The sequence below is a fragment of the Microcoleus sp. POL10_C6 genome (genome assembly GCF_036701585.1).
Taxonomy (GTDB): domain Bacteria; phylum Cyanobacteriota; class Cyanobacteriia; order Cyanobacteriales; family Microcoleaceae; genus Microcoleus.
Genome location: NZ_JAUBRB010000029.1, coordinates 20052 through 41340 on the forward strand (window position 1 = coordinate 20052; position 21289 = coordinate 41340).

At 45.5% G+C, this 21289-nt stretch carries 10 protein-coding genes; 7 read left to right on the top strand and 3 right to left on the bottom strand.

Features of this window, described 5'->3' with window-relative positions; translation table 11 throughout:
* Positions 1–246 precede the first annotated feature (246 nt).
* Positions 247–516: a hypothetical protein gene (locus tag QUA34_RS17425; protein WP_333388589.1), complete on the top strand. Its 270-nt coding sequence runs from the start codon at positions 247–249 to the stop codon at positions 514–516.
* Positions 517–853: 337 nt separating this feature from the next.
* Here the strand turns inward: QUA34_RS17425 and QUA34_RS17430 are convergent, their stop codons facing one another.
* Together QUA34_RS17430 and QUA34_RS17435 are read right to left on the bottom strand one after the other, a co-directional pair.
* The gene (locus QUA34_RS17430) at positions 854–1642 is read right to left on the bottom strand and encodes a TrkA family potassium uptake protein (protein ID WP_333388592.1); all 789 of its coding nucleotides are present in this window, start codon (positions 1640–1642) and stop codon (positions 854–856) included.
* Between the two features lie 33 nt (positions 1643–1675).
* Positions 1676–3010 carry a TrkH family potassium uptake protein gene (locus QUA34_RS17435; protein WP_333388594.1) on the bottom strand — a complete coding sequence of 445 codons (1335 nt, stop codon included), beginning with the start codon at positions 3008–3010 and terminating at the stop codon, positions 1676–1678.
* 260 nt (positions 3011–3270) lie between these two features.
* On the opposite strand from QUA34_RS17435, the gene QUA34_RS17440 reads away from it, so the two are divergent.
* From QUA34_RS17440 to QUA34_RS17450, 3 genes are all read left to right on the top strand, one after another.
* Complete coding sequence (locus tag QUA34_RS17440) at positions 3271–4224, top strand: methyltransferase domain-containing protein (protein WP_333388597.1); 954 nt, start codon at positions 3271–3273, stop codon at positions 4222–4224.
* 36 nt (positions 4225–4260) lie between these two features.
* Entirely contained in the window at positions 4261–5319 is a 1059-nt protein-coding gene (locus QUA34_RS17445; RefSeq protein ID WP_333388600.1) for a homogentisate phytyltransferase, read from the top strand.
* Between the two features lie 194 nt (positions 5320–5513).
* On the top strand, positions 5514–15353 hold the full coding sequence (locus QUA34_RS17450) for a tetratricopeptide repeat protein (protein ID WP_333388602.1): 9840 nt from the start codon (positions 5514–5516) through the stop codon (positions 15351–15353).
* 73 nt (positions 15354–15426) lie between these two features.
* Here QUA34_RS17450 and QUA34_RS17455 read toward each other — a convergent pair whose 3' ends face one another.
* The gene (locus QUA34_RS17455) at positions 15427–18645 is read right to left on the bottom strand and encodes a glycosyltransferase (protein WP_333388604.1); all 3219 of its coding nucleotides are present in this window, start codon (positions 18643–18645) and stop codon (positions 15427–15429) included.
* A gap of 141 nt (positions 18646–18786) precedes the next feature.
* Between QUA34_RS17455 and cobA the strand changes: the two genes are divergently transcribed.
* From cobA to QUA34_RS17470, 3 genes are read left to right on the top strand one after another with little or no spacing between them, the layout of a single operon-like run.
* A complete protein-coding gene (gene cobA, locus QUA34_RS17460; RefSeq protein WP_333388606.1) occupies positions 18787–20373 on the top strand; it encodes a uroporphyrinogen-III C-methyltransferase in 1587 nt (528 codons plus the stop codon).
* 32 nt (positions 20374–20405) lie between these two features.
* Positions 20406–20597, top strand: coding sequence for a hypothetical protein (locus QUA34_RS17465; RefSeq protein WP_015177921.1), 192 nt, complete (start codon positions 20406–20408; stop codon positions 20595–20597).
* Between the two features lie 16 nt (positions 20598–20613).
* On the top strand, positions 20614–20877 hold the full coding sequence (locus QUA34_RS17470) for a type II toxin-antitoxin system death-on-curing family toxin (protein WP_333324548.1): 264 nt from the start codon (positions 20614–20616) through the stop codon (positions 20875–20877).
* Positions 20878–21289: the final 412 nt, after the last annotated feature.

Here is a 21289-nt window from a genome sequence, read left to right on the forward strand (position 1 = left end):
CAGTTAAAAATTACCAACTATTATGATTCCAGCGTCAGTAAGTAGGCACTGTAAAAGCCAATTATGTAAACGATTGTAAAGTATCTTTAGCCCTAAGCGTGGCCAACTCAGGCCTGTTCCTGTTTACATAGTGTTACATAGCTGAGTTTAATTTCGCCTACCTACTTATTAAGTATGTAATCTTAAATTTTATCGCAATTCATGGGGCATTTCCTAATTTTTGATGTATTGTAACAATATGCTCGGATGCCATATGTAAAAAAAATTGATGGGGAAAAAATCATGATCACAAGTTGCTTGATTCCTTTGATGGTCTGCTTGATTGCTGGGTGGGTGACTGCGGGGACTGACAATAGAACGTTAGACGGAATTCCGGCTCCCATAGCTGCAATTATTGGAGTGTGTTCGTTAATTTGGTTGCTGGCGGTGTGTCCTTGGCCTGTTGAACTCGCTCTAGTCTTGGCGGTGGTGGTCTTCGGCAAAGCTTACGTGCAAAAAATCTTAAACGTCGGCTGAATTTTCAGGGCTAGCGCTCCTATGATTGGCGGGAGCGCGATCGAGTGCTGCTACTTTGTTAAAATTTTTCGCGATTTGTCTGGCTAGGTTCTGCGAGGGGGTCGCAAAGACGGAACCAACCCCAGAACTGGTGAAATTCAATTTACATTATTCACTTAAAAATTAAAACATAAATATTGACAGAGAAACCCGGTTTATCTAAGATAAACCGGGTTTGTAGGGGTCGGAAATTTTCACACATCGCGCAAGGCTTGCTTAGGACTTAGGCACTCGGAACAAAAGAAACCGGGTTTCTGAGTCCAGGAGTGTTGCTGTATGTGCGTAAAATGGCGAGCTGTTAAATTGGCAAGCGATTGATATCTTTATTAGAACCAATTACTACCATCGCGTCGCCCTTTCTTAAGCGTTCGCTTGGCTCCGGATTAATCTCGAACTTGTCGGCGCGCCCGACTGCTAGCAAGTTCAAACCATACTTGCGCCGGAGCTCCAATTCGGAGACGGTTTTACCGTCAAACTTGTCAGGAACGAGCAACTCAACGATACTGTGATCTGGATCGAGGTCAAAGCGTTCTAAAATGCTGGGTTTTGTAAGAAGGCGGGCCACAGAGCAGCCCATTTCTCGTTCTGGAAAAACTACATGATCTGCGCCGACTTTTTTCAACAGTTTTAAGTGAGTTTCCGAAGAAGCTTTGGCTATTACGTGACGTACCCCCCCTTCCTTAAGATTAAGCGTGGTTGTAATGCTTTCTGCTAGGTAATTGCCGATCGCCACAATCACTGTTTCAAACTCAAATATACCTGCTTCCGCAAGAGCGCTAGGCTCAGTAGAATCTAACTGCACAACGTGAGCAGCAATGCGCTCGGTCAAAGCTTGAGTTACTTTTTTTTCATCGGTGTCAATTCCCAGGACTTCGTAACCCAAACCGTGCAGAGTAGAACACACAGCTTTGCCAAAGCGTCCCAAACCAATAACTGCAAACTGCTTGTTGTCGGCGCGCAAAGTGCGAAAAAAATTCAAAGATGACAGGTTCACTAAATTTCCAGCGCTGAGCGTCTTGCTATGACAGCGCCGCCTCCTTTTTGATTTTTGGGTAAGTAGTAAAAGTTGATTTGGGTTGTCACCCATTGTTTAGATTATCAGCAACGAGGCAGGTTTTTTTTATCCCACTAACAAACTTTCCTCAGCATACTTAAAAGACCTGGGTTTTGGGTCGCCGAATGCAGCACTCACCAGCAGCAGTATCCCAACCCGACCTATGTACATTGTAGCAATCAAAATCAACTTACCGATCGCTGAAAGTGTGGGTGTAATCCCAGTGGAAAGACCGACCGTGGCAAAAGCTGAAACGGCTTCATACAGCGCTGCGATAAATTCTACTCGGGGATTGGTCAGCTCGATTAAAATTGCAGATGTGAACGCGACCAACATGGAACCGAAGACTACGCTAATGGTTTTTAGAATCATGGCTGGCGGGATTTGACGCTGATAGCACTCCACATCTTCCTGGCCTTCGATAACTGCTGTGGTACAGCAAAACAATAGCCTAAAAGTTGTGGTTTTGATTCCGCCGCCGGTGCTGCCAGGACTAGCGCCGATAAACATCAGCGCGATGGTCAGAAATAGCGAGGCTTCGGTCATTTGGCCAATGCTAATTGTATTGAACCCTGCCGTGCGGGGAGTAACAGATTGAAACCAAGCTGCCATCAGCTTTTGAGGAAAATTTAGAGAGCCGAAAGTGTCTGGGTTGTCGTATTCCAGCACCAAAAAGGCTAGCGTTCCTAAAATTAAAAGGACAGCCGTTGTAGTGGTGACAACTTTGAAGTTCAGGGAAAAAACTGTGCAGATAGGGCTTTTGTTGAAACGATCGCGCAGCCACAAGTACATTTCCATAATTACTTGATAGCCGATTCCCCCAAATATGATTAAACCGCTGACTGTGAAGTTAACCATAGGCGAAGTGATGTAGCCGATCAAATTATCTGAATAGATGCTAAAACCCGCGTTGTTAAAGGAATTAACGCTGTGAAATATAGCCGACCACACACCCTGTTTAAATCCGTATTGGGGGACGAAAACCGTCATCAGCAAAAACACTCCTGTTAATTCAAACAAAAGCGTTGTTGCTAGAATTGACTGCACGAGTTGTACTACGCCGGCGAGCCCGGATTTGTCGAGAGATTGTTGCAGGGCAACTTTGTCTTTCAAGCCAAAGCGGCGGCCCAATAACAGCAGTAAGAAAGTCGTGGCTGTCATGTAGCCCAAGCCTCCTATTTGCACCAGTAAAACTAGGCACAGTTGCCCCCAAAAAGAGTAATATTTTCCGACATCCACAACCGACAAGCCCGTGACGCAGACAGCGGAAGTAGAAGTAAAAAGTGCTGTTATTGGATCGCTCCAAGTTCCATCAATTGTGGAAAAGGGCATCATCAGTAATAAAGCACCTGCGAGGATGACAGCGAGAAAGCCCAAAGCAATGGTTCGCGAGACAGTCATTCGATTTTAGGTTTGAGATTTAAGATTTTAGATTTGAGAGGGAACCCACAAATCGATTTGAGATTTGAGGTGTGAGAGGGAAGCCACAAATCGATTTGAGATTTGAGGTTTGAGAGGGAACCCACAAATAGAGCGTCGGGCTTGAAATCAGGACATCTCTATCTGGCGAAGGCCGGAGACCGATCGAACTCAATCGCCAAATTCTATGACAACAGCGGGAAAATAACGGTAGAATTCCTTTAATAACTTGCGATCCGGCGATGACATCAACACTTTACCAGCAAATTCAGCAACTTTACGACGCTTCTAGCGGTTTGTGGGAGCAGGTGTGGGGCGAACATATGCACCACGGTTACTACGGCCCGGATGGCAATTTGAAAAAAGAGCGCCGACAGGCTCAGATAGATTTGATAGAAGAACTGCTGGCATGGGCTGGAGTACCGTCAGAGAAGGCACTGTGTGAATCTTACCGCATTCTCGATGTCGGTTGCGGGATCGGCGGCAGCACGCTGTATTTGACCGAAAAGTTTAGTTCTCTCCCTCAAAATAATTTAAAGTTGGATGGCGAGGCGGATCAAGATTATAGCCGATCGCCCGAACAAAATAAAACGGGCGCTAGCGTTACAGCGACCGGGATTACTCTGAGTCCGGTACAGGCCAACAGAGCGACCGAACGCGCTAAAATTGCCGATGCTCAAAGCAATGTGAACTTTTTGGTGGCCGATGCTTTGAATATGCCTTTTCCTGACGAGTCCTTCGACTTGGTTTGGTCGCTCGAAAGTGGCGAACATATGCCCGACAAAATTAAGTTTTTGCAGGAATGCTGCCGCGTACTCAAGCCGGGAGGAACTTTGATATTGGCAACTTGGTGTCACCGCCCGCTGGGAGAAACGGCGGGAGAATTAACTGATGAAGAGAGAAAGGAATTGGCAGAAATTTACCGGGTTTATGCTTTGCCTTATGTGATTTCTTTACCGGAATACGAGGAAATTGTCCGCAGTTTGCCTTTGACAAGTATTCGCACCGCTGATTGGTCAAAAGCTGTGGCTCCTTTTTGGGATGTGGTGATCGATTCTGCTTTGACTCCCAGCGCGATTTGGGGTTTGCTAACTAGCGGTTGGACGACTATTCAAGCAGCACTTGCTCTCGGATTGATGAGCCGTGGATATCAGAGCGGGTTGATTCGTTTTGGGCTGATTTGTGCTGTAAAATAACAGGCATATATCAGAGAATTTTTGAGTCTTGAGTTGATGAGTAAGGTGCGTATTACGCACCCTACAGAATATTATTTGTGTGGCGTGGGTGTGAGTTTTATGGGCAATGATTCGATTGGCAAGTCTTGGAGTGATAAAAATGGCTCGGCTCCGCAAAGCTGGGTGAGGGCATTTTGGGAGTTTTCTCGGCCGCACACAATTGTGGGTACTAGCTTGAGTGTATTGGCTTTGTACGCGATCTCCCAAAGTGCGCGGCTGTTTGTGAATCCTGTATTTGGGTCCCTAGCTTTTGCCTGGTTGGCTTGCATTTGCGGCAATATTTATATTGTGGGATTGAACCAGTTAGAAGATGTTGAAATTGATAAAATAAATAAGCCGTATTTGCCGATCGCCTCGGGAGTGTTTTCTCAGAAAACCGGGGAATTAATTGTAATTGCAACGGGAATTATAGCAATTTTGACGGCGGTTTTACAAGGCCCGTTTTTGCTGGCTACCGTTGGCGTTAGTTTGGCGATCGGGACTGCTTATTCTCTGCCCCCAATTCGGCTGAAGCGGTTTCCTTTTTGGGCGGCGCTGTGCATTTTTACTGTGCGGGGCGCGATCGTAAATTTAGGGTTATTTTTACACTTTAATTGGGTGTTGGGTTTGGGAGGGGCGAAAAGCGCTTTTTCTGGCTGGAGTTGGGAGAGTGTGTCTTTTGAGATTCCTGCGGAAGTGTGGGTGCTGACGGTTTTTGTTGTGGTGTTTACGTTGGCGATCGCCATTTTTAAAGATATCCCCGACATGGAAGGGGACAAGCAATATAATATTACTACGTTTACCATTGAGCTGGGCAAGCCTGCCGTCTTTAATTTATCTCGCTGGGTATTGACGGTTTGTTATTTGGGCGCGACTTTGGCGGGAGCGATCATATTGTCTAATGTTAATTTAGTGTTTCTGGCAGTTTCTCATTTGGCGGCTTTGGGTTTGATGTGGTTTTGGAGCACGAAAGTTGATTTGGACGATAAAATAGAAATTGCTGCATTTTATCAGTTTATCTGGAAGTTGTTTTTCTTAGAATATCTGATTTTTCCCGCAGCTTGTTTGTTGGGGTAGAAGGGGAAGTTCGGCAACGGATTGTGTAACGGATGTAACGGATGTAACTGCGATGGAATGGGGAAGAAGGAAGAAGGAATGGGGAAGGGGGAATAAGGAAGAAGGAAGGGGTAAGGAAAAAGGAAGGAAGAGTTAACAAATTAGAAGAATTTGGCAATTACAAGTTAGCGAACTCCCAAACAACCAAGACAACTATGGCTTCTCAAAAAAAATCGCGGAAATCTGCCTGCAAACTGGGTGCCGAAGACTCTTTGAAATTAGCTTGGCAACATCACCAAGCGGGCCGTTTGTTAGAAGCTGAGAATTTGTACCGGCAAATAATAGAAGTACAGCCGGAATCAGCAAACGTGCTGTGTTTGTTGGGAATAGCGGCGAGACAGCAGGGAAAAATTGCAGAGGCGATCGACTTTTACGAACAGGCGATCGCCCAAAACCCCGATTTTGTAGAAGCACATTTAAATAAGGCTAATGTTTTGCTGGATGTAGGGCAATATCAAAGGGCGATCGCCAGTTACGAACAAGTCATCAAAATCCAGCCAAATTCCGCACTCGCTTACAATAATTTGGGCTGGGTAAAACAGCAATTAGGGGAAATAGACGCGGCTATTTTATATTACCAAACAGCGTTGAAACTCGATCCCAACCTGCCGGAAACAGCGCACAATTTAGGACACTTATTTAAACAAAAAAAACAGTTAAACGAGGCTATAACTTATTACGTCCACGCTTTAAAAATTAATCCAAATTTGATATATTCCCTGATGGGATTGGGAACAGTTTTGCAACAGCAGGGGAAATTCGCCGAAGCTTTCAACTGCTACCAGCAAGCTGTAAAACTAGAACCCACCAATCCCGAAGCTCACAACAATGTAGGAGCATTTTACCACGAACAAGGCAATGTAAAAGCCGCAATATCCCACTACCGACAAGCATTAAACTTAAAGCCAGACTTCGTGGAGGCTATTAACAATCTCGGACACGCTTTGGTCGATTTAGGAGAGTTTCAAGAGGCTTTTTCTTGTCACAGTCGAGCCTTGGAATTGCAGCCAGACAACGCCACCGCCCACCTGGAATTCGCCTTAACTTTGCTATTGTTTGGAGATTTTCAGCGCGGTTTTGCTGAATATGAGTGGCGGTGGCGTACTCCGCAACTACAACCGAGGCAATTTAAACAGCCGGTTTGGGATGGTTCGGATTTGCAGGGGAAAACTATTTTACTCCACGTCGAGCAGGGCTTTGGCGATTCGATTCAGTTTATTCGCTACGCCCCAATTCTTCGCAGCCAAGGCGCTAAAGTTATGGTGGCTTGCTATCCAGAACTGCTGCGGTTGTTTGCGACAGTTCCTGGTATTGAATATTTATCAGTTAGTCTGGAAGGTTTGCCAGAATTTGACGTTCACTCACCGCTGATGAGTTTGCCGCGAATTGTCGGGACAACTCTGGAAACAATACCTGCCAATGTTCCTTATTTATATCCGCCTGCTGAGTGCAAGTTTGCGCTTTCTTCTGATGCCAAATTGAAGGTGGGGATTGTTTGGGCAGGGAGTCCGAAGCGCCGGAAAGACAATCAGCGTTCTTGCATATTGAGCGATTTTATTCGATTTTTGGATGTTCCGGGAATCGCTTTTTATAGTTTACAAAAAAACTTGTCCGAGAGCGATCGCACTTTGTTGCACCAACACTTAGTGCCGGATTTAACTCCGCATTTGAACGACTTTGCTGATACCGCTTCGGCTATATCTCAACTGGATTTAGTCATTAGTGTCGATACGGCTGTGGCGCACTTAGCCGGTGCTTTAGGAAAACCGGTTTGGGTGCTGCTTTCTTTTGCTCCTGACTGGCGTTGGCTGCTGGATCGTGAAGATAATCCTTGGTATCCAACTGCGAGGCTTTTCCGCCAAAGTCAGCCGGAAAGTTGGCAAGAATTGTTTGAGGAAGTACAGGCGGCTTTGAGTTTATTTGCGATCGCCAATACTGCTAGTTATTCCGAGGATTCTGCCCACAAGCAGTTTGACTCCCTTTCGCTTGCAATGACTGCTAATAATAAGCCTGACCTCGATTCTGTGGCTCTCAAAATGACAGGTGTAAGCGTGGTTAAAGAGAGTAAACAAATATTTGTGATGGCGAGCGAAGGGTTAGCAGAAGGCTCCGCAGCTAATCACTCGCAGGGAATTGAGACCTCGGTTGCGATCGCAACGGGTGGGGATAACTCTCTGGTTTTAGAGGATTTATTGCGACAAGCAGAACATTTAATGGAAACAGGTGATCGGGAAGAGGCGATCGCCATTTACGAACATATTATATCTATTGAGCCAAATTGCGTTCAAGCGCGGATTAATTTTGGTTTTCTCAAGCAGGAAAATGGCGAATTAGAGGCCGCTATCCCCCATTACCGAGAAGCTTTAGCCATTGATCCAAATATTCCTCAAACAGCTTACAACTTGGCAAAGATTTTTGAGGAGCAAGGTCAAGTGGAAGAGGCGATCGCACATTACGAGCAAGCTCTTGTAGCTCAACCGGATTTCGTACCCGCCCTGATTAATTTAGCCGTGGCGCTGCAAGAAAAAGGCGAACTTTTAGAGGCTGTAAACCTTTATAGACGAGCGCTGGAAATTCATCCGCATAGCTGGGAAGCTTACAACAATCTGGCAACAGTGTTGCAAGAACAGGGCAATTTAGAAGATGCACTGGAGTATTATCACAAAGCTCTAGAATTGCTGCCGGATTTTGTGGAAGCTATTAACAATTTAGGCAGGACGTTTTTGGAAAAAGGCGCGGTAGAAGATGCGATCGCCTGCTACAGACGAGCGATTCATTTAAGTCCCAATCACGCTAGCGCTCACCTGAATTTATCCTTGGCTTTGCTGTTGGTGGGAGATTTGGAAAATGGTCTCGCTGAATATGAGTGGCGCTGGCAAATTAAAGAATTTCACACTGGTCATTCCTGTTTTTTGACGGGGCCGGATAATACTGTTTCGGCCAGAGAATACCGGCCGCTATGGGACGGTTCTGATTTGGTGGGAAAGACTATTTTGCTGCACGCCGAACAAGGTTTAGGCGATTCGCTTCAGTTTATTCGCTACGCTGCGATCGTCAAAAATAAAGGCGGTAGGGTCATTGTTGGCTGTTACCCGCAATTGCACCGTTTATTTGCAACGGTTGATGGCATTGATTTGCTAATAGTTAAAGGCGAGCCACTGCCGGAATTTGACGTGCAAGCGCCGATGTTGAGTTTGCCCTATATTATCGGTACCAAGCTGGAAACAATACCGGCAAATACTGCTTATTTATCTCCGCCTGCGGGTGCTGAATTTACGCTTCGGCCCGATCGCACTTTGAAAGTTGGCATTGTCTGGGCGGGGAATCCAAAACACCGCAAAAACAAGCAGCGTTCGTGCAGTTTGAGTCAGTTTCTGCCGCTTTTTGACGTTTCGGGGGTAAGTTTTTACAGCTTGCAGAAAGAGGTTTCCGAGGCCGATCGCGCGCTGTTGAATCAAACGTCGATCGTAGATTTGAGCCCGCATTTTGGCGATTTGGCCGATACTGCTGCTGCGATCGCCAAACTGGATTTAGTGATTAGTGTCGATACCGCTGTCGCCCATTTGGCGGGCGCTTTGGGCAAACCAGTGTGGATTTTGCTGGCGTTTTCGCCGGATTGGCGGTGGCTGCTGGAGCGTGAAGATAGTCCTTGGTATCCAAGCGCAAGGCTGTTTCGCCAGCATCAGCGGGGCGACTGGGAGGACGTTTTCGATCGGGTGGCGGAAGCTCTAGGCGCGGTTGCTACAGCATTTGTGCCGTCGGATGCGGCGGATGCAGAGTTTCGGTTGGGCGTGGATTTGCAGCAGCAAGCCGATTTTGGCGGTGCGATCGAATGTTATCAGCGAGCGATCGCGATCGATCCTAATTACGCAGCCGCGCACAGCAATTTAGGCGTTGTCAAACAGCACAGCGGCCAGCTAACAGAGGCGATCACGCACTACCGACAAGCCTTAGCAATCGACGGGAATTTGGCGGAAACAGCAAGCAATTTGGGCAGCGCGCTCGCGGAAGCAGGGGAGACTGAAGAGGCGATCTCAGAATATGAGCGGGCGCTTTCTTTGAATCCGAATTGCGCGGAAGCGCTGATTAATTTGGGCCTGTTGTGGGAAGATCAAGGGGATGTGGCGGAGGCTATAAGCTGCTATGAGCAAGCGATTCAGGTCAATCCTAATTGCGCGGCGGCTTATTTGAATTTGGGAATTGCTTTGGAGGCACAAGGGGAGGAAGCGGGCGCGAATTATGAACGGGCGATCGCGAATTACGAACGGGCGATCGCGATCGAGCCAAATTATGTGGAGGCTTTGCAGCATTTAGCATACGCCTCGATCCGACAGGGCAAAATTGACCGCGCGATCGCATACTACGAGCGATCGACTGCACTGCAACCGGATTTAGCAGAAACTCTGATCGGTTTGGGGAGTTCCCTGCAACAGCAAGACAAGTTAGATGAGGCTCTAGCTGTTTGCCAGCAAGCGATTCAGCACTTACCAGCCAGTGCACAGGCTCGCTGCAATCTGGGAATTGTCCTGCACAAACAGGGCAAAATTGAAGATGCGATCGCCTGCTATCAGCAAGCTTTGAGCCTGAAACCCGACTTTCCTGAAGCTTTGAACAATCTCGGCAAAGCTTTTGAGGAATCGGGAAAAATGGCAGAGGCGATCGATTGTTACCGTCGGGCGATCGAACTCAAACCCGGTTATATCAATCCCCTCACCAGTTTGGGAAGTGCTTTGCACGATCGTGGCCAAGTTGCCAATGCTGTCACCTGCTACAGCCAAGCAGTAAAATTTAATGTCGCTAACCCGGAAGCTCACCTAAATTTAGGTTTAGTTTTGCTGCTGTCTGGAGACTTGCAGCGTGGTTTTTGCGAGTACGAATGGCGACTCCTAGTTAAAGAAAAACAGTTCCGGCGCCACAACTTTATTCAGCCACTTTGGGATGGTAAAGATTTGGAGGGAAAAACTATTTTGCTTTGCCCGGAACAGGGTTTAGGCGATGCAATTCAGTTTATCCGCTATGCAGATTTAGTCAAGCAAAAAGGCGGCAGGGTAATTGTTTGGTGTTTGCCGCACTTGCAGCGCTTGTTTGCACAAGTTTTGGGAATCGATGGGTTAATAGTTAATCCAGAGGATGCGCCGGATTTTCAAGTTCAGGCGCAGCTAATGAGTTTGCCACACCTTCTGGGAACAACTTTAGAAACTATACCGGCGAATGTTCCTTATTTAGCTCCGCCGCCCGGTTGGGAATTTACTCTCAATCCAACTACTAATTTGAAAGTAGGGATTGTGTGGTCTGGAAATCCTAAAAATTCCCAAAATAAGGTGCGATCGTTACCGCTAAATTTGTTGTCCCAACTGTTAGATATTCCGGGAGCAGATTTTTACAGTTTGCAAAAGGAAATGACAGCAGACGATCGCGCTTTGTTAGAGCAAATGCCAGTAACAGATTTAAGCTCTTATTTGCACGACTTGGCGGATACTGCGGCGGCAATCTCCGCTCTGGATTTAGTGATTTCTGTAGATACTTGTGTGGCACACTTGGCTGGTGCTTTGGGCAAACCAGTGTGGATTTTGCTGTGTTTTGTGCCGGATTGGCGGTGGATGTTGCATCGCGAGGATAGTCCTTGGTATCCCACGGCGCGGCTGTTTCGCCAGTCAACAGCGGGAGATTGGGAAGGAGTTTTAGAAGAAGCTGCTTTGGCGCTGAAAGAAAGAATTTGTCAGCATCAAGAATATCTAGCGCCCAGAGAAAGTCAAACCAATATTGAATTATATCAAAGACAGTTTAATCAGGGGAATATTCTCAAGTCGCAAGGAAGATTGGCCGATGCGATCGCTTATTTTAAAAATGCTTTAGTTTTGCAGCCCAATTCGATAGAGGCTACCACTAATTTGGCAGTGACGCTGCACCAAACAGGCAATTTATCCGAAGCTGCCGCCTATTATCAGCGCGCGACCGAGATTGATCCAAACTGCGCTCAATCCCACAATAACTTGGGTATTTTGCTGCAAGATCAAGGCAATATAATGGCTGCTATATCTTGCTTTCAAAAGGCGATAGCCCTGAATCCGATTTACGTCAAAGCTCTCAACAATCTCGGCGCCACACTCCAGCAGCAGGGCGAGTTGCCAACGGCGATCGCCTGTTTTCATCAAGCACTTTCTGTCAATTCCAATTATGCGCCAGCCCTGGTAAATTTGGGTGCGGCGATGCAAACACAATCTCAGCTAGCCGAGGCTGAACGCCTTTACGAGCGGGCAATTGAAGCAGAACCGCACAATCCTACAGGACACTATCACCTGGGAACGTTATGCTTGGCTGCGGGAAAAATAGAACAGGCAATTTCTAGCTTGGAACGAGCCATATCTTTGAACCCTAATTATATAGAAGCTATTACTAATTTAGGCAGTGCTGTTGAACAATTAGGAGACGTGAATCGAGCAATTTTTTGTTACAGTAAAGCTATCGAACTTGATGCCAATTGTGTTAAAGCTCACTTCAATTTAAGCTTAGTCTTGCTGTTGACTGGGGACTTGTCGCGCGGTTTAGCAGAGTACGAGTGGCGCTGGCAAACAGAACAGGCTACAAAATTACCACGGTTGAATTTTGACCAACCAGTTTGGGACGGTTCAGATTTGAACGGGCAAACTATTTTGCTTCGCTCCGAACAAGGTTTGGGCGATGCGATTCAATTTGTGCGATACGCGGCAATTGTGCAGCGAAAAGGTGGCAAAGTAATCATTTCTTGCTATCAAGAACTGAAGCGTTTATTTAAGCAGATTCCTGGGATTGAACAAGTGGCGGTTCGCATGGATGAATTGCCGGAGTTCCAAGTGCAAGCACCGCTGATGAGTTTGCCGTATATCCTGGGAACAAATTTAGAAAATATACCCGCAAATGTTCCTTATTTAGCGACGCCTCCGAATTGGCAATTTTCCCTAAATTTGGAGCGCAATTTCAAAGTTGGGATTGCGTGGGCGGGAAGTTCGGAACATTTGAAGGATTTTCAGCGATCGAGCGATTTAAGCTATTTCCTGACATTGTTAGATATTCCCGGTGTAAGTTTTTACAGCCTTCAGAAAGACTTATCGGCTGACAATCGTAGTTTGTTAACTCAAATTCCCGTGATAGATTTGAGCGACAATTTGAACGATTTTGCCGATACTGCGGCGGTGATATCGCAACTAGATTTAGTAATTTGCGTGGATACCGCTGTCGCGCACTTAGCCGGTTCTTTGGGTAAACCCGTATGGATTTTGCTGTGTTTTATGCCGGATTGGCGGTGGATGTTGGAACGCGAAGACAGCCCTTGGTATCCGACGGCGCGACTGTTTCGGCAGCAAACACCGGGCGATTGGGAGGAAGTATTCGATCGCGTAAAAACAGCCTTGCTAGAGAGGGCGGGCACGGGGGCACCGCCCCTACAATCTACTCGTTCCCAAGCTGTGTCTGGTAACGGAGATACCGAAGCTTCGCCTCGATTTTATTTATCGCCCGCACAGGTACAATTTCACATAGCAAAAGCCTTAGAAAAACAAGGTAAAAAAGCAGAGGCAGCCGCTCGTTACGAACAAGTAATTGCCGCCTCACCCAGCCACGCCGAAGCCCACAGTTATTTAGGTTATCTCAAACAGGAAAACGGGCAAATAACCGAGGCAATTTCGCACTACAAACAAGCGCTAGAAACCAATCCCAACCTGAGCGAAACAAACTTATACTTGGGTTCCGCCCTCGAAGAAGAAGGAAAAGTAGCAGAGGCGATCGACTTCTACAATAAAGCAATTCAACTACGTCCCAACTCGCCAAATTGGCGCTTGAGACTAGCCTTAGCTTTGCTCTTAACTGGAAATTTTGAGCGTGGTTTTGCGGAGTACGAATCGCGCTGGCAAACTGAACAATTGGATCGGCGCTCTTTTGAGCAACCGCTTTGGGATGGCTCTGATTTGCAGGGAAAAACAATTTTATTGCACCCTGAACAAGGTTTTGGTGATACGATACAATTTATCCGCTACGCGCCTTTAGTTAAGCAAAAAGGCGGCAAAATTATTGTTGCTTGTCATGTCTTGCTGAAGCGTTTATTTGAAGGAATTGCAGGAGTTGATCGAGTAGGAGTCAAGCCGAGCGATTTGATAGATTTTCAAGTGCAAGCCCCGCTGCTAAGTTTGCCACGAATTCTGGGGACGACTTTGGAAAATATACCGACGAATATTCCTTATTTAGCTCCGCCACAGGATTTTAAATTTTCCCTAGAGCCGAACAATAAACTAAAAGTAGGTATTGTGTGGGCGGGCGGCCCGCTGCACCGCAACAATCATCGGCGATCGTGTAAATTAAGCGATTTTGTGAAATTTGTAGATGTTCCGGGAGTGAGTTTTTACAGCCTTCAGAAAGATTTGTCAGGAGGCGATATTACTTTATTAAAGCAACACCAAATTGAAGATTTGAGCGAACATTGCGTCGATTTTGCCGACACAGCAGCAATTATTTCGCAACTCGATTTAGTAATTTGTGTAGATACTTCTGTCGCGCACTTGGCCGGTGCTTTGGGCAAACCCGTCTGGATTTTGCTGTCTTTTGTTCCCGATTGGCGCTGGATGTTGGAACGCGAAGATAGCCCTTGGTATCCCACTGCGCGGTTGTTTAGGCAGCAAAAAGCTGGTGATTGGGATGGAGTTTGCGATCGTATAAAAGCAGCCTTGCTAGAGAGGGTGGGCACGGGGACACCGCCCCTACAATCTACTCGTTCCCAGGCTCAGCCTGGTAACGCCAATCCAGAGGCTCAGCCTCAAATCCAACCCCCAGAAACTCCCGCACAAATTACCGGAATCGGCATTACTTGGCCCCTCAGTATAACCAGCGGCTGGGGAATTTACGCCATGAATTTAACACTACAACTGCGGCAAAATCCCGCCTGGGAAGTTGCACTTTTAGCACCGCCATCAATCACCTCAGAAGCGATGAATCCGCTGCATAAATCGCTGTTGTTACCTGTAATTGAAAAGCACAAAACTTTTCAGGAATTAGTAGCAGCCAATTCCGACAAACAAATCAGTTGTAATTTTCCCGTACTTTACGCTTTGGGGAATAATTTAGCATCCTCTGGAGTTGACAATCAAATTACCAGCGCTTGTCAAATAGGAGTCATATTTTTTGAAGACACACGAATCAAAGCAGAAGCACTAGAAACAGCCAAAAAATATAGCGCGATTGTCGCAGGTTCCAACTGGAATGCGGATGTTTTGAGAAGCCGGGGCTTGACTAATGTAGCGATGGTACATCAAGGAATTGACCCAACAATTTTTCATCCTGCACCCAAATCTAATCTATTTGGCGATCGCTTCGTCATTTTCTCCGGCGGCAAACTAGAATATCGCAAAGGTCAAGATATTGTAATTGCCGCTTTCAAACGATTTCGCGCCAAACATCCAGAGGCTTTGTTACTAACAACATGGCACAACTTCTGGCCTCAGTATATGTTAGGAATCGAACAAACTGGAAACGTGGCTGGGCTTCCCAATATCAACCGCGACGGAAGTTTAGGAATTTCCCAATGGTTAGTGGCGAACGGTTTGCCGATTGACTCTTTTATCGACATCGGCTTAATTCCCAATCACCTCGCTGGACAAATTTTGCGAGAAGCCGACTGCGCTGTTTTCACTAACCGCTGCGAAGGGGGCACTAATTTAGTCGCAATGGAAAGTATGGCTTGCGGAATTCCGACTATTTTATCAGCAAATACTGGTCATTTAGACTTGATTTACAGCCACATTTGCTATCCTTTATGGAATCAAGGACGAGTTAAACTGACGGCTCCTTTTTCTGGTGTAGAAGGTTGGGGAGAGTCTGAGGTTGCAGAAGTTGTCGAGGCTTTGGAGCAAGTTTATACTAATCGCGAAGAAGCAAAACGGATCGGTTTAGCTGCGGCTATTTTTATGCTGGATTGGACTTGGGAAAAACAGGTTAAGCGTTTTTTGGATGTGATGGCAGATATGTAGATAACACTAAAATCCTGACTACAAACTTTCGGAAAATTCTTCGTAGTAAAGACTTTACTCATTATAAAAAAGATTAATTTCCGATTGATTCCAATAGTTTGTTAGCACTGTTTACACTTTCAATCTCGTATAGTTCTGGATTGTAAGAAACAATTTGTGCTACCAATTTGTGATGATATTGTTGAGCAGTTGCATTCCTAGAACCATGAACGCTACGATAATTAAGAACTATTTCTCTCGTTCCCCAAAAAGGAATGCTATGTTTGTGACAATTAACCCAAAATTCCCAATCCTCATAACCTTCTTTCATCTCTGCTTTGTAACCGTTGACCAAATTCCAAACAGATTTGTGATACAATGAAGACGTGCAAATCATATTAAATTGTTTGATATTTTTTGGTGAATATAAATCATAACTGGGTATTGTGTGATTTTCATTGCCACCAAAAAGTTGATAAGAACCAAATGCTATGCAAGGTACTTTGGATTTTCGACATATTTCTAAAAGACACATCAAGGCATTTGGAGCTAAAATATCATCGGCATCTAAGGGCATTATGTATTGACCTTTTGCTGCCGATATGCCAGTATTTCTAGCCATTGATATCCCTTGATTAGCTTGTTCTATTAGCCTAATTTGATGCTGGGGATTTGCTGCAATCGCATTTTTTGCTACTGTACTCGTACTATCTAAGCTGCCGTCATTGACAATGATAATTTCCCAATTTTTGTAAGTTTGGTTAATCACGCTAGTTACTGCTTCCACCAAAAAATGAGATTGATTGTAGCAGGGAATAATCACAGATACCAAAGGTCGATCTGCCAATTGTGGCGAGGCTGTAACTTGTTTGACACTTTCTGATTGTAAATTATGTGCCGAATTTCTAGCAGCTTGCAAGCTGTAAAAATAAATCTTGGGATGGACAATGGCTAATTGATTCAGATCGGTATTGTGATATTCATTTACTAACCTCGGATATCCCGACAAGTATTCTTGTTTAACAAAAATCAAGATATTTTGAGCGTAGCAAGGCTCTACTTTGTCATTGTTCCATATTTTTTTTCTCAAGCAGTCAATAACTGCATACCCGTTTTTCTGAAAGTAATAAACCCAATATTGTGGCCACTGTTCGTTAACGTGTTCGACGCCTCCTTGAAATGGTATCGCAGCAGAAAACAGAATCACTGGTGCTAGTTGAGTAAGAGAATTAACAAAGTTTTCGGCACAGGTAGCCGGCAAATGTTCGGCAACTTCCAGAGAAATTGCTAAGTCAAATTTTCTGTTTATTTGCAGCGGTTGCTTTAAATCGGCGGATTGGAACTGATTTAAAGGAATTTGTAAAATAGTGCGATCGACATAATCGCCATCTATTCCCAAACAATCAGCAATTCCCAACTTGTGGAACGCAGCTAACCAACTTCCCGTACCGCAGCCCACATCTACCACACTTTTAGGTAAAATGGGTTGCAGCAAGTCTAACAGCAGGGGAATAATTTCTCTAGCAGAAGTGCGAGTTCCTTCTCCGATTAATTGGTAAAAATCTCTTGTATAAGATGGCTGTTGATTTTGATGTGTTTGGCTGCCTGTTTGAGAATTAATTGCCTCTAAACTGCTAATCTTGTAACCGTGCAAATGTGCTGGCAACTGCCAGGAAATATTGGGATCTGGTTGATGTTTTACTGGCTCGACATTGCCCCGCCAAGCAGCAGCCATAATTTGCATTGTTTGATAAATTACAGTATTCCATCCCCTTTGCTTCAAGTAATCTAAACCTTGAGCAACATCAGGAGCATTTAAATCGTGAAATAAAATTATTGCATCTTCCTCCGCCAATTTTTCACAAACAATTGCGTCATTTAACGGCCCAGGTTCTCCGTGTTCTCCGTCAATAAAAATTAACGACCATTTGCGGTTGAATTGAGCGGAAAATTCTTCGACTCTTTGGGGGCTGTAACCTGGTATTAGCTCGACTGATGTTTGAACGCCCGACGCCTTTAGAGCTCCTTGAATTGAATCAATGACGCTTTGCCTGATGTCGTCTCTTTCTAGCAGCGGATCGACGACATCTAATTCAACTCCGGCGAGTGCTAAATGACAAGCAGACCAACCCAGCCAACAGCCTATTTCTAAGGCTTTTTTACCTTTGAATTGCAGAGCTGTATTGTAAAGGATGTGGGCTTCGTCGCGATTCAAAAACCCGATGAATGGATAGCGCTTGTCTGCATACCAATTATGCGGAATTTCCCGGCGCAAGTAAGGCCAGTTACTTGCATTTGGATCGGCAATAATCATCTTGGGGAAATAGGAGTCAGGTATAATTATTTGGAACCCTGGCGAAACGTAATCCCCTGGTTGTAATAAATTATTTTTGCTAAGTTCAGGTTGTTGGTAAGTCATTTTTGGTTCTTGAAATATTGGTATTGCTGGCTGTTTTTTAGGTTGATAACGGACGCTAATTTCCAGGATATCGCCGTCAGTTGCCATCAATTGTACTTGGTCAAACTGCTGGCGGCCAGCTAAATGCAAAATGCCGATCGCCTCCTGCGGCAAGTACGGCTCCACAAAACAGCCTCGCTGCTTGTCCCAAACCGGAAAACCGTTGAATATCCAATTGCACCAAGCTGGCAGCATTTCAGTCATATTGAACAATTCCCCACTGTAAACAGCGAGGTTGAGGGCAAATTGATCTGTCATGACACAGCCGGATCTCTGCAATCCTTGATGGAGTTTTTCAGCCCAGATTTCCCAGTGCAAAGCATCTTTTCGGAGGGCAAAAACTCCGGCATTTAATATAGGATAACTGTAGAATTTTTTAGCGGTTTCTTCACCAAAGTTAGCTTCATATTGTTGATAAACCCACTGCCAAAACTCAGGCAGTGGCCCGTACTGCTGCAAGCTTGCCCTGTGAACTTCGGGAACAATTGCCAGTCCCCGGCGCGATGCTCCTTCAACCAACAAATTAATTGCTCTCCAGTCTTGAACCCAAGCATCCGCATCAATCCAAAGGTATATATCAAAATTGGGAAAGTATTTTCGCAAACAAGGTCTAACTAATAGTCCTTTTAAATGTTCGGGAGATTCATTTATGCCCGGAAAGTCAAAGTCCCAATCTGGTTTTTGAATGATATTAACTTGTCTTTCCAGCCACTGCAACTGTTCGCGAGTACAGCCGAGATCGAAAAAGCCGATCGCCACATTTTCACCCTCTGGTTTTTCCCGCACCGATAAAATAGTACCTTGCACCAATTCAAAGTAATTTGCATCGGCGGCCGTGATGATGATAATCTGCATAAATAGCTTTTCTAATACAATAAACTGCGGAGTATACCGTAGGGTGCGCCTCGGCGCGTCTTACTATAGTGTAGGGTGCGCCTTGGCGCGTCTTACTATAGGCTAGCAATATTCATACAACTATACTATCGAGGAGGAATTGTGAAAAACCAAAAAGGGAAAGTTTATCTAGTCGGTGCGGGGCCCGGAGATTGTAACTTGATGACAGTGCGATCGCACAAACTGCTATCCCAAGCCGAAGTCTTAATCTACGATGCTCTAATCGACATCCCGCAACTCGAATTAATCCCAGCAACTTGTCGGAAAATCGAAGTCGGGAAACGCGGCGGCAAACCTTCCACCCAGCAGCAAGAAATTAACCGTTTGCTGGTAGAACATTGCCAACTTGGAAAACAAGTAATCCGCTTAAAAAGTGGCGATCCGTTTATTTTTGGCCGCTCTAGTTCCGAAATTCAAGCATTAATCACAGCGGGTTGCGACTTTGAAGTAATACCCGGAATTTCATCAGCCTTAGCCGCACCTTTATTAGCAGGAATTCCTCTGACTGATCCGGTAATGAGTCGCTGTTTTGCAGTGATGAGCGCCCACGAACCGGATGCTCTTGAATGGGAAGCTTTAGTGCAGATAGAAACTTTGGTAATATTGATGGGAGGGCGAAATTTAAGCGAGATCATCTGGCAATTGCAAAAGCACGGACGATCGCCAGAAACTCCGATCGCCATTATCCGAGATTGCGGCCGCCCCGAACAGCAAATTTGGCTCGGCACTCTCTCCAACATTGTACAGCAAACAGCAGGTCAATCTCTATCGCCTTGCGTGATCGTAATTGGGGAAGTAGTCAGATTGCGCGAATATTTAATCCAGCCAGAAAGCACAAATATGATCGATACACCAGTCACCTCTAATAACAGCCCATTGCCATTAGCAGGAAAAACCATTTTAGTCACGCGCTCCGTTTCTCAGTCGGCTGAATTTAGCGATCGACTCCAGCAACAAGGAGCCCGCGTTATCGAAATGCCCGCCTTGGTAATTGGGCCGCCGTCCACTTGGGAACCATTAGACAGTGCGATCGCACAATTGTCAAGCTTTCACTGGTTAATTCTCACTTCCCACAACGCTGTAGACTGCTTTTTCCAACGATTACAAGCAAAAGGGAAAGACGCCCGCAGCTTGTTTGGTATTAAAATTGCCGTTGTCGGCAAAAAAACAGCAGAAAGTTTGCGATCGCACTCTTTACAACCAGACTTTATTCCCCCCAACTTTGTCGCCGATTCCCTAGTCGAGAACTTCCCCTGGCAGGGCGGGCACGGGGGCACCGCCCCTACAAACTGCAAAATCCTATTTCCCAGAGTAGAAAGCGGCGGCAGAGAAGTTTTAGTTAAAGAATTCACCGCCAAAGGAGCGCAAGTAATAGAAGTGCCAGCTTACCAATCTTGCTGTCCAGAAAATATTGATCCGATCGCCCTATCCGCACTCCAAAATCAAGCCGTAAATATCATAACATTTGCCAGTTCCAAAACCGTACATAACTTTTGCAATCTCATACAAGAAAGCCCAAAATTGTCCCTCTCTAAGGATTGGTTGGAAAACGTTTGCATTGCATCCATCGGCCCGGAAACTTCCAAAAGCTGCCAAAATTTATTGGGTAAGTTAGATGTGGAAGCTAAGGAATATACCTTGGATGGGCTGACTGAGGCGATCGTCCAATGGACACAAGCGAGGTTGTAAAATAGTTGTACGATCATTAGGAGGAAAGAAACATGACCGCCAAAGACCAACTTCTTCAAGAACTCGACCAAGTGCCAGAACCCTTGCTGCTGAAAGTGCTTGAATTTGTCCGTTCCTTAAAGACTGAAGAAGAACAACAAAAACTAGAAGCCAAAGCGTGGCAGGCATATCTAGATTCAGAACGCGAAAGAAAGGAGGTTTATCGTCGCCTTGCCAACTCCTAATTTTGTCAGCAAAAGTATGGTTGTCAATATCCACGCCAGACAGATAGAAAGATTTGGTGGCACTCCCGGCCTCAGAGATGAAGGCTTGTTAGAGTCGGCTTTGGCTCAACCGCAAGCAACTTTTGGCGGTCAATTGTTGCATCCGACAATTGCCGAACAAGCTGCTGCTTATCTCTATCACATAGCGATGAATCATCCCTTTATTGACGGCAATAAACGAACAGCTTTTGCTGCAGTGACAGATACCTTTTTGCGTTTAAATGCTTGCACTCTCAATTAGATGGACGATCGAGCATATGATTTAGTCATGCGAGTCGCACGGGGAACCATGACTAAGGAAGAACTAACCACCGAGTTCGAGTCAGGTATTTTTAAGTTTTAATAAGTAAGTTGGGCAGCCTACGTTGAGATTAAGTAAGGTACGGCGTACTCACCCTACATGGAAATAGCGAATCGCGGAACAAAAAAGCGAGTAAAATTATCACTAAAGAACAAAGCCGAGATCCTTTGCGTCAAATCAGTAATAAAACTAAACAGAAAATAGCACCAACCGCCGATCGCCCTTTCTCCCGCAAATCCCGCTACCCAACTACTAATTAGCAATAGCCATGAATATAAATTTTTCTCGTTACGACACCTTAACCACCCTGCTAGCAGGAACTACGGCAGCCTTAACCATAGTCATCAGCCAA

What these genes read in the sequence shown, in the direction of transcription:
- QUA34_RS17425 (WP_333388589.1), top strand. Translation starts at nt 247, where the DNA reads ATGCCATATGTAAAAAAAATTGATGGGGAAAAAATCATGATCACAAGT.
- QUA34_RS17430 (WP_333388592.1), bottom strand. Translation starts at nt 1,642, where the DNA reads ATGGGTGACAACCCAAATCAACTTTTACTACTTACCCAAAAATCAAAA.
- QUA34_RS17435 (WP_333388594.1), bottom strand. Translation starts at nt 3,010, where the DNA reads ATGACTGTCTCGCGAACCATTGCTTTGGGCTTTCTCGCTGTCATCCTC.
- QUA34_RS17440 (WP_333388597.1), top strand. Translation starts at nt 3,271, where the DNA reads ATGACATCAACACTTTACCAGCAAATTCAGCAACTTTACGACGCTTCT.
- QUA34_RS17445 (WP_333388600.1), top strand. Translation starts at nt 4,261, where the DNA reads ATGAGTAAGGTGCGTATTACGCACCCTACAGAATATTATTTGTGTGGC.
- QUA34_RS17450 (WP_333388602.1), top strand. Translation starts at nt 5,514, where the DNA reads ATGGCTTCTCAAAAAAAATCGCGGAAATCTGCCTGCAAACTGGGTGCC.
- QUA34_RS17455 (WP_333388604.1), bottom strand. Translation starts at nt 18,645, where the DNA reads ATGCAGATTATCATCATCACGGCCGCCGATGCAAATTACTTTGAATTG.
- QUA34_RS17465 (WP_015177921.1), top strand. Translation starts at nt 20,406, where the DNA reads ATGACCGCCAAAGACCAACTTCTTCAAGAACTCGACCAAGTGCCAGAA.
- QUA34_RS17470 (WP_333324548.1), top strand. Translation starts at nt 20,614, where the DNA reads ATGGTTGTCAATATCCACGCCAGACAGATAGAAAGATTTGGTGGCACT.